The sequence below is a fragment of the Ideonella azotifigens genome (assembly GCF_006519715.1).
Classification (GTDB): domain Bacteria; phylum Pseudomonadota; class Gammaproteobacteria; order Burkholderiales; family Burkholderiaceae_C; genus Ideonella; species Ideonella azotifigens.
In genome coordinates this window covers 1-7,416 of sequence record NZ_VIDT01000246.1, presented here as the reverse complement: position 1 = coordinate 7,416, position 7,416 = coordinate 1, and the positions used below count along the sequence as shown (strand labels likewise).

Genomic DNA, 7,416 nt, shown 5'->3' with positions numbered 1-7,416 from the left:
GGCCAGAGCAGGCGGTAGCCTGACTTGGAGATGGTCTCGATCGGCGCGTCGTCCGGTTCCGTCGCGCGCAGGCTGCGGCGCAGCTGCGAGACGGTGTGGGTCAGTGCGGTGGCGCCGGTGTAGGCATTGCCGTCCCAGACTTCGGCGATCAGTTGCTCGCGGCTGATGACCTGGCCAGCATGTTCGGCCAGCAGTTGCAGCACGCGGGCCGCCTTGCCGGAAATGCGCTCGCTGGCGCCGTCGGCACACAGCGTGCGCGCGGCAGGATCGAACACGAACCGCCCGATCTGCCATTGCCGCAGATGGGCTTGGGGGGCCGGGTCGGCAACCGTGTCCATGTCCTCCAGCAAAACTACGCCACCATGCCAATCGAGTGAGGGGAAGCCTAGCGTACCGCACGGCTCCTGGCGCCAGCGGCGGCGAGCTTGGGCACGCACCAGCCGCCAGCGGTAGAAGTCCGCGAAACAGGGCTGTCTCGGTGCTGGCGTTGCCATTCCGTTGCCTCCGGGGCGCTTCCGATGCCCCGCTTGCCCAAAACCAAGAAAAAACATAGCCCCAGGCGGGTGCCTTGCAAGCGGTGGGCCAACACACTGGCCACTTCCCCCAGCTCTTGCAGCCTCGCCACCATGTTGTATTTCCCGTTCCCTCGCCGCCTCCGCCCGGCCGGGCTGGCCGCCAGCCTGTTGATGGCCACCGCCTCGTTCGCCGCCCACGCGGCCTCGACTGAAACCGAGCCCAACAACGACTGCGCCAGCGCGCAGCTGCTGGGCAAGCTGTCCAACGGCGCAGACCTGACCGGCCAGATTACCGAAGGCGACGTCGACTACTTCCAGTTCACCGGCAAGCCCGGCAAATGGATGGAAGTCGAGGTCGTGCGCGACAGCAGCACGCCTGGCAACGACATGATGGCCGGCATTGTCGACAACACCTGCCTGGTCTCCGCGGCCAACAACGTGACCGTGATGGGCATGGTGCCGGCCGATGGCAAGCTGGTCTTCGCCGCTGCTGGCTATGGCGACTGGTCCTTTCACGGGCTGCCTGCCGAATTCGGCAGCTATCGCATGATCGCTGGCGCGCCGCGGCATGCCTACCTGGTGGGCACCGTGCTGGACGGCAGCACCGGCGCCGCGCCGGCCTATTTCTCGGCCCTGGTCACGCTGCTGGCCTGCACCAGCAGCGACCCGGCCAGTTGCACCCAGGCCGTCAACTCCGCCTACGCTTCGGACCGGGACGGCAGCTACTACCTGCCGCTGGGCGACCTGCCCACCGGCTCATACATGGTCAAGATGTCGGCCAACGGTTTCCACGACCCGAAATACACCAAGGTCATGACGCTGGGCCCCGACGCCGGCCTGGTCACGCTGAACTTCAAGCTGAAACCCCCGTCCTTGCCCGTGGGCTTCAGCGACTTCAGCGCCTGCACCTACATCAAGGCCGGCAGCGAGTGCGAGTTCAGCTACCAGGTCAAGAACACCACCAGCGCACCAGTCGCCATGGACGTGTGGGCCCACACCGTCGTGTCGCAGACGATTGGCGCGATCGAGGCGGTCGAGCTGGACGCCGGCAAGGGCGGCCGCCAGGCCAAGCGCATCGAGCTGCAGCCCGGCGAGAAGCTGAAGGTCAAGCAGGCGCTGGGCGTGGCCAGCATGCCCTCGGGCATCGCCGGCACGACCATGCTGTATGCCGCGCTGGCCGACCATCCCACCGAGCTGGTCGGCATGTTCCCCGGCTTCGACTGGCGTATCACCGAAACCGGCACCGCTTCGCCGCTGTGGCCGCAACCGCACGCTTCGCTGAAGCGGGCCCGCCGCATCACGCTGGCGAAAGCCACGGCGGCAGATTCCGGTGCCATCAGCGGCAGCATCGTCGACGCCAGCGGCCAGCCGGTCTCGGCCCACCTGACCCTGCGCTGGTGCTGGGACAACGCCGACACCGTGTGCGCCCAGTCCACGCTGAGCACCAAGTCGCTGGCCAACGGCCGCTACAGCTTCAAGGACGCGCCCACCTGGCCGGCTGGTCGCTACCAGGTGTGGGTGGACGACTCGGCCTACGACCAGGCCTACAGCCAGGCCTTCGCCTATGACGCGGTCAACTCGGTCAAGCTCGCCCCGGTGCAGACGCAGCCGCGCAGCATCACCATCCAGGACGTGACCACCTGCTACGGCATGCCGGCCGAGATCCTGGTGCAGTACCCCGTGCGCCTGGGCGACGCCTGCACCATCGGCTACAGCCTGACCAACCACGCCACGGCACCGATGACCGTGGACGCGTGGATCCGCGTGCTGAGCGACCGCACCGGCAGCGTGGCCAACAGCGACTCGCGCTTCCTGCAGATCACCGCCTTCAGCGCTGGCAAGAAGGCCGGTTTCGTGCCGCAACGCGTCACGCTGCAGCCCGGTGAAACGCGGGTCATGTCGCAGCCTGTGAACCTGGCCGACGAGCCGCTTTACGCAGGCGGCGGCCTGGCGATCTGGGTCTCCCCGGCCGACCAGCCGCTCAAGCCTGCCGCAACCTGGAACCAGCAGATCTTCGCGATCGTGCCCTGAGGCAGCCGAGGCCTCGCCAATGAAAACGGGGGCCTCGCGCCCCCGTTTTTCATTGCGGCGCTTTTCGACCTGGCCTCCTTCCCATGCGCCGCCCAGCACCACAATCCACCGGATTTGCCTGCAGCGCGCGCTGCCCGCTGTGCTGCTGCGGGTCGGCGATGTGCTCGGGCTCGTCAAAGATGCCCCGGCTCGCCTCGCCGCCAACCCCCAGCGATTCATTGCGGGACGGTCCACACCTCGCCGAACTGATCGCGTCAAGTCTCATCCTCGTTTTGCCTACAAGGGCTGACTTGGCTTAAGTTCGATGGATGTGGCTTGACCTGGGTGCTACGGTCTTTCGGCCACGCGCGGAGGGCTTGACCGGCACGCTTTGCCCGTGCTCGCTCCACCAGGCCGTCAGTGCCTGCATCGTCGGGCCAAGCCCGCGAGCCTTTTGTGTCATTTCATATTCGACACGCGGAGGCACTTCGGCAAACACCGTGCGCGACACCAATCCGTCTGCCTCCATTTCGCGAAGTTGAGCCGTCAGCATGTGTTGGGTGATGCCTGGAATGGCCTTTCGCAACTCGCCAAAGCGGTACATGCGCTGATTCAACAGCCACATGATTTCCAGCTTCCATTTGCCGGAAAGCAGGGCGAATGCGCGGCGCATCTCTTCGTGCATGTTGACTTCGCCATCGCCGTTAGTCAGGTTTTCCATACTAGGAGGCATTTATTCATCCTACTTGTCAATATTTATCTTAGTCGACATTCTTGCTGCATGTTGAACTTGAATGCTGATTGGCAAGACGCCGTGGCCACCCCCTACATCTACTGGATCAGCACCGCGCTGCTGTCGCTGCTGTATTTCGTTTCCGCCTCCCTGTACATCGCCAAGGGCGACTTTGTGCGAAAGGCGCAGGCGGACCTTGGCTACTCGGCCGCTCACCTCATGCCTTTCATGATCGCGGTCAAGGTCTTGGGGCCTGCCGCGATTCTTTGGCGTTTCAACGTGGCGCTCAGTGACCTGGCCTACGCCGGCATCTTCTACCACCTGATCCTGTCCGGGCTGGCGCACCTCGGTGTTCGCAAGCCCAAAGGCGCAATCCCGGCTGCCGCCGGACTGCTGCTGCTGGTCGGCTCCTTCGCGACGCAGAACGCCGCTCGCGAACTTCCCTCACCCTACGCGCCTGTAGCGGTGATCCAGGCATCGCCCAACTGAAGCGGGCAGTCCTGTCGCTGACGCGGGAAAACATTGATGCCTTCGTCGCCGACATCAAGGCTGACGGCGGCACGGCGCTCGGCATGCGCTGCGACGTCACCGATGGCGGGATGGTCATCGACGCCGCACGCTGAACTGCGACCGCAACCCAACAGCCCAATCAACGGAGAAAAACATGACGTCATACCAAGCCAGATCCTCGGAGCAGCCGTTCGCGGCCAAGAAGTACCTCGGCATTCACGGGCACAAGATGGCCTACATCGACGAGGGCGAAGGCCCGCCCATCATCTTTCAGCACGGCAACCCGACATCGTCCTACCTTTGGCGCAACGTCATGCCTCACTTGAAGGGGCTGGGGCGCTTGATTGCCGCCGACTTCATGGGCATGGGCGATTCCGACAAGCTCGACCCGGCGCTGGGTGCGTCACGCTACAGCTTCAGCGAGCAGCGCAAGTATCTGCATGGGCTGTGGGACGCGCTGGATCTTGGCGATGAGGTGATCCTCGTCCTGCACGACACCGGGTCCATGTTTGGTTTCGACTGGGCGAACCAGCATCGTGAGCGTGTCCAGGGCATCGTCTACATGGAATCCATCGTGTCCCCGTTGCTGGTCTCCGATTTCCCCGAGCATGTGCAGGCGCAACTCAAGCACATGACGCCAGAAGGGCTGGAGGCCAGTTTGCAAGGCCTGGATTTCCTTGAAGGCTTTCTGCTGGGCGCCCGCGACTTCACCGCAGCAGAGAGGGCTCACTATCGGGCTCCCTTTCTCCATCCCGGAGAGGATCGACGGCCCCTGATCTCGTTCGACCTGCCGCTCGAAGGACAGCCTGCGCACACCGTCGAGATCGCGGAGGACTATGCGCGTTGGCTCGGCCAGAGCGAGGTCCCCAAGCTACTGATCCGGTCCGAACCCGGCTATCTCCTGACGAGCCGTCTGTACGACATTGTGAAAACCTGGCCCAACCAGACCGAAGTCACGGTCAAGGGCGGCCACTACCTCCAAGAGACCTCGCCGGATGAAGTGGGAGAGGCGATTGCCGCTTTCGTGCGCCGTTTGCGCAGCTGACACCAGGGTCCGGTCTGGCACCGAGCGCTTCCAAAATGCGCAGCCGCACAGCCCCGCTACGACTTGCCCCAGCCCGGCATGCCGGCCGCTTGCTGAATCCACGCCGCCAGCTGCACCTCATCGAAATCATCCTCATGAACGTCGATCCAGCGCGCGTCCTTGCCGGTACCGCCGGGCGGTATCGGCTGCAATGAGGTGCCCTTGAAGAAACTCACCTTCACAAACCGCGCAAACACATGAAACGCCAGGAACCACCCTGGCCTTCGACGCCATAGAACGGCGAGTTCCACTTCACGGCCTTGCGCGCATGCGGCACCTGCTGCATGACCAACGCATTAAGCAGCTGCCCGATGTCCCGCTTCCAACCCGGCATGGCCTCGATGTACGCCTGCACCGGCGCATCGCCATCGGCCTTGGCAATTTGTGGGTTGCCGCCGGAGAGCAGGGTTCGCGTCATGGCCTTGGGCTTCGCTGCACTGTCAGGCATGAACGAAAGCCGCGACGAGACCTTCGGCCACTTCCGATTGGATCGCAGTGGCACGCCTGCGCCAGGCATCCTGGCGGATCAGACTGTGAATTTCCGCTGTCAGAAAAATAACCAACTAGGTTAGAATTTTCAAATGGAGAAAGGCAGACCTCATTGCAAGTTGAAGCTTGTACATGCGCTCGTCCGCGCCGACAAGGTGAGGGCCACCCGTTCGGCGATGGATGGTGCCGGTGAACTGGGCATCTCCACATTGGCCGCCATGTGCGAAGTGGTGCTCAGTCTGTAATCGACTCACTTTTACAAGAGCATGACGACTCACGCCGATCATCATGAAATGCCCGAACTGTGGCGCCGCTGAACTGGTGCACGACACACGAGATGTCCCGTACACGTACAAAGCAGCAACGACCCTGATTCCCGCCGTTGCAGGTGACCATTGCCCGGCCTGCGGCGAGCTTGTGCTGGATCGTGGCGCAGACGACCGCTATGGCGCGTTGACTGCACAGTTTCGCCAGCAGGTGAACGCCGCCTACGTGTCGCCCACCTACATCGCGCAGGTGCGCAAGAAGCTGGAGTTGGGTCAGCGCGAAGCGGGTGAACTGTTCGGCGGAGGCATCAATGCCTTTTCCCGCTACGAGCGAGGCAAGACCCGACCGCCACTGGCACTGGTGCAATTGCTGAAGATTCTGGACCGACATCCTGACTTGCTGGACGAGGTCAGGGCGAACTGATTGAGCGGAAAGTGGAAGGGGCGGGGATGCTGAGCCGTGTCTATTCGACTCTGCTGGGTGCGGCAGCAGGCGCCATGCTTTACCTGGGCTTCGACCTGTTGGGTCGTCATGGCCTCGATCATTGGTCGATTCATGGACCGGTGCGATGGTGCGCACTGATCGGTGCGCTCGTCGGCCTGATTGGCGGGCCGGCCATCGCGGAGCGGCTGTGGTCGACGGCCACGGATGACGTGCGCGACGATGCGACCTGGACGATCGGCATGGGCGCGGTGATGATTGTTTTTGCAATCGCGGTCGGCGTGGGCATGTTCTACGCCTCGCGTTGAACGGCCGTCGCAATCTGGGCCATACGGTGAGGTCGTCGTCCCTGAACCCGCTGCTTTGCGTCAGGCCGCCCCGGCGGGAACATGAGCAACATTGCGCTGACCCCGTTTTTCTCTGATGAGGTCCTGTGGAATACATCGATGTGCTTTGGCTCCACGAACTGGCCGATTCACCGGTTCGCCTTGTCTCGGAACTTGACGCGCAACGGTATGAGACGCGCAAGCTGGAGTTTTTCCGTAGCGGCGCCGTTGGCTTCGCGAATGAACGTCAGGCAAGTTCAGGGACCGAGCTCGGCCAAATGGAAGTGCCTCCCTTGGCAGAGATCAATCAAGATCCAGAGTTTCGCGGGACCTTGATCGACGAATCCGTTTTCGAGGCGCTGTGGCGTCTGCATGTGCCCGCTGCTGATGATTGAACGCAGCGACTCACACCTCACGCCATGCGGCGGACACTGGCGCACTCGCTGTGTGCCGGTCGTTGCGGCAATGGACGGTGTATTGGTCGCTCAGTCAGCCGGCGCCTTGGCAACTGCGTCGGCATCAGCCTCCCACCCCAGCCCCAAACTCTTGTGCAACGCTGCAAAGTCCTGCAGCAGGGTGGCTTCGGCGGCCAGGATGTCGCGGCGGACGCCGAGCAGAGTGCGCTGGGCGTCCTGAAGGTCCAGCTGGCTGGCGGTGCCGGCTTGGCGGCGCTGGGTGGTGAGCTTCAGGCTGCGTTCGGCGGAGGCTTGCTGGGCGAGCAGGCTGCGCAGCGATTCGCGTTGGTGGCCGTAGCGGGTCAGGGCCACGTTGGCGTCGCGCAGGGCTTGCAGCACGGTGGACTCGTACCTCGCTTGCGCTTCGTCCCGGCCGGCTTCGGCCTTGCGTACGGCGGCTGCGGTGCGGCCGAAGTCCAGCACGTTCCACGACAGGTAGGGCGCGCCCAGCAGCACCAGGCTGCCTTGCCTGAGCAACTGGTCGGGGTCTGTGGCGCCCAGGCCGATGTCGCCCAGCAGGCTGAGCTTGGGGAAGTAGCCGGCCTGCTGCTGGCCGATCTGCGCGGTGCTGGCAGCCAGGCGGCGC

Annotated in this window: 10 protein-coding genes and 1 pseudogene; 7 read left to right on the top strand and 4 right to left on the bottom strand. The window is 63.8% G+C overall.

The window, feature by feature from the left end:
• Nucleotides 1–338 (bottom strand): winged helix-turn-helix domain-containing protein (locus tag FKP22_RS32120; RefSeq protein ID WP_170200922.1); only part of this gene is annotated, 338 nt, incomplete at its 3' end.
• A gap of 288 nt (nucleotides 339–626) precedes the next feature.
• Here FKP22_RS32120 and FKP22_RS15585 point away from each other — a divergent pair.
• Nucleotides 627–2,546, top strand: coding sequence for a carboxypeptidase-like regulatory domain-containing protein (locus tag FKP22_RS15585; RefSeq protein ID WP_170200921.1), 1,920 nt, complete (start codon nucleotides 627–629; stop codon nucleotides 2,544–2,546).
• A gap of 295 nt (nucleotides 2,547–2,841) precedes the next feature.
• Here FKP22_RS15585 and FKP22_RS15580 read toward each other — a convergent pair whose 3' ends face one another.
• Nucleotides 2,842–3,246 (bottom strand): winged helix-turn-helix transcriptional regulator, encoded by a 405-nt coding sequence (locus tag FKP22_RS15580; RefSeq protein ID WP_141288383.1) that lies wholly within the window; start codon nucleotides 3,244–3,246, stop codon nucleotides 2,842–2,844.
• A 93-nt stretch (nucleotides 3,247–3,339) separates the two neighbouring features.
• Here FKP22_RS15580 and FKP22_RS15575 point away from each other — a divergent pair, with 93 nt between their 5' ends.
• Nucleotides 3,340–3,747, top strand: coding sequence for a DoxX family protein (locus FKP22_RS15575; RefSeq protein ID WP_141288382.1), 408 nt, complete (start codon nucleotides 3,340–3,342; stop codon nucleotides 3,745–3,747).
• Nucleotides 3,748–3,922: 175 nt separating this feature from the next.
• On the top strand, nucleotides 3,923–4,813 hold the full coding sequence (locus FKP22_RS15565; RefSeq protein ID WP_141288381.1) for a haloalkane dehalogenase: 891 nt from the start codon (nucleotides 3,923–3,925) through the stop codon (nucleotides 4,811–4,813).
• A 56-nt stretch (nucleotides 4,814–4,869) separates the two neighbouring features.
• Here FKP22_RS15565 and FKP22_RS15560 read toward each other — a convergent pair.
• Nucleotides 4,870–5,300: pseudogene (locus FKP22_RS15560) on the bottom strand (DUF1801 domain-containing protein).
• 133 nt (nucleotides 5,301–5,433) lie between these two features.
• On the opposite strand from FKP22_RS15560, the gene FKP22_RS15555 reads away from it, so the two are divergent.
• The 4 genes from FKP22_RS15555 to FKP22_RS15540 all read left to right on the top strand — a co-directional run bounded on the left by FKP22_RS15555 (nucleotide 5,434) and on the right by FKP22_RS15540 (nucleotide 6,770).
• Nucleotides 5,434–5,586, top strand: a complete 153-nt coding sequence (locus tag FKP22_RS15555) for a type II toxin-antitoxin system MqsR family toxin (RefSeq protein WP_141288380.1) — start codon at nucleotides 5,434–5,436, stop codon at nucleotides 5,584–5,586.
• Nucleotides 5,587–5,629: 43 nt separating this feature from the next.
• Nucleotides 5,630–6,031 carry a type II toxin-antitoxin system MqsA family antitoxin gene (locus FKP22_RS15550; RefSeq protein WP_141288379.1) on the top strand — a complete coding sequence of 134 codons (402 nt, stop codon included), beginning with the start codon at nucleotides 5,630–5,632 and terminating at the stop codon, nucleotides 6,029–6,031.
• Nucleotides 6,032–6,057: 26 nt separating this feature from the next.
• The gene (locus FKP22_RS15545; RefSeq protein WP_141288378.1) at nucleotides 6,058–6,357 is read left to right on the top strand and encodes a hypothetical protein; all 300 of its coding nucleotides are present in this window, start codon (nucleotides 6,058–6,060) and stop codon (nucleotides 6,355–6,357) included.
• Nucleotides 6,358–6,482: 125 nt separating this feature from the next.
• On the top strand, nucleotides 6,483–6,770 hold the full coding sequence (locus FKP22_RS15540; protein ID WP_211361421.1) for a DUF6881 domain-containing protein: 288 nt from the start codon (nucleotides 6,483–6,485) through the stop codon (nucleotides 6,768–6,770).
• Between the two features lie 90 nt (nucleotides 6,771–6,860).
• Here FKP22_RS15540 and FKP22_RS15535 read toward each other — a convergent pair.
• Nucleotides 6,861–7,416 (bottom strand): TolC family protein (locus tag FKP22_RS15535; protein WP_141288377.1); only part of this gene is annotated, 556 nt, incomplete at its 5' end.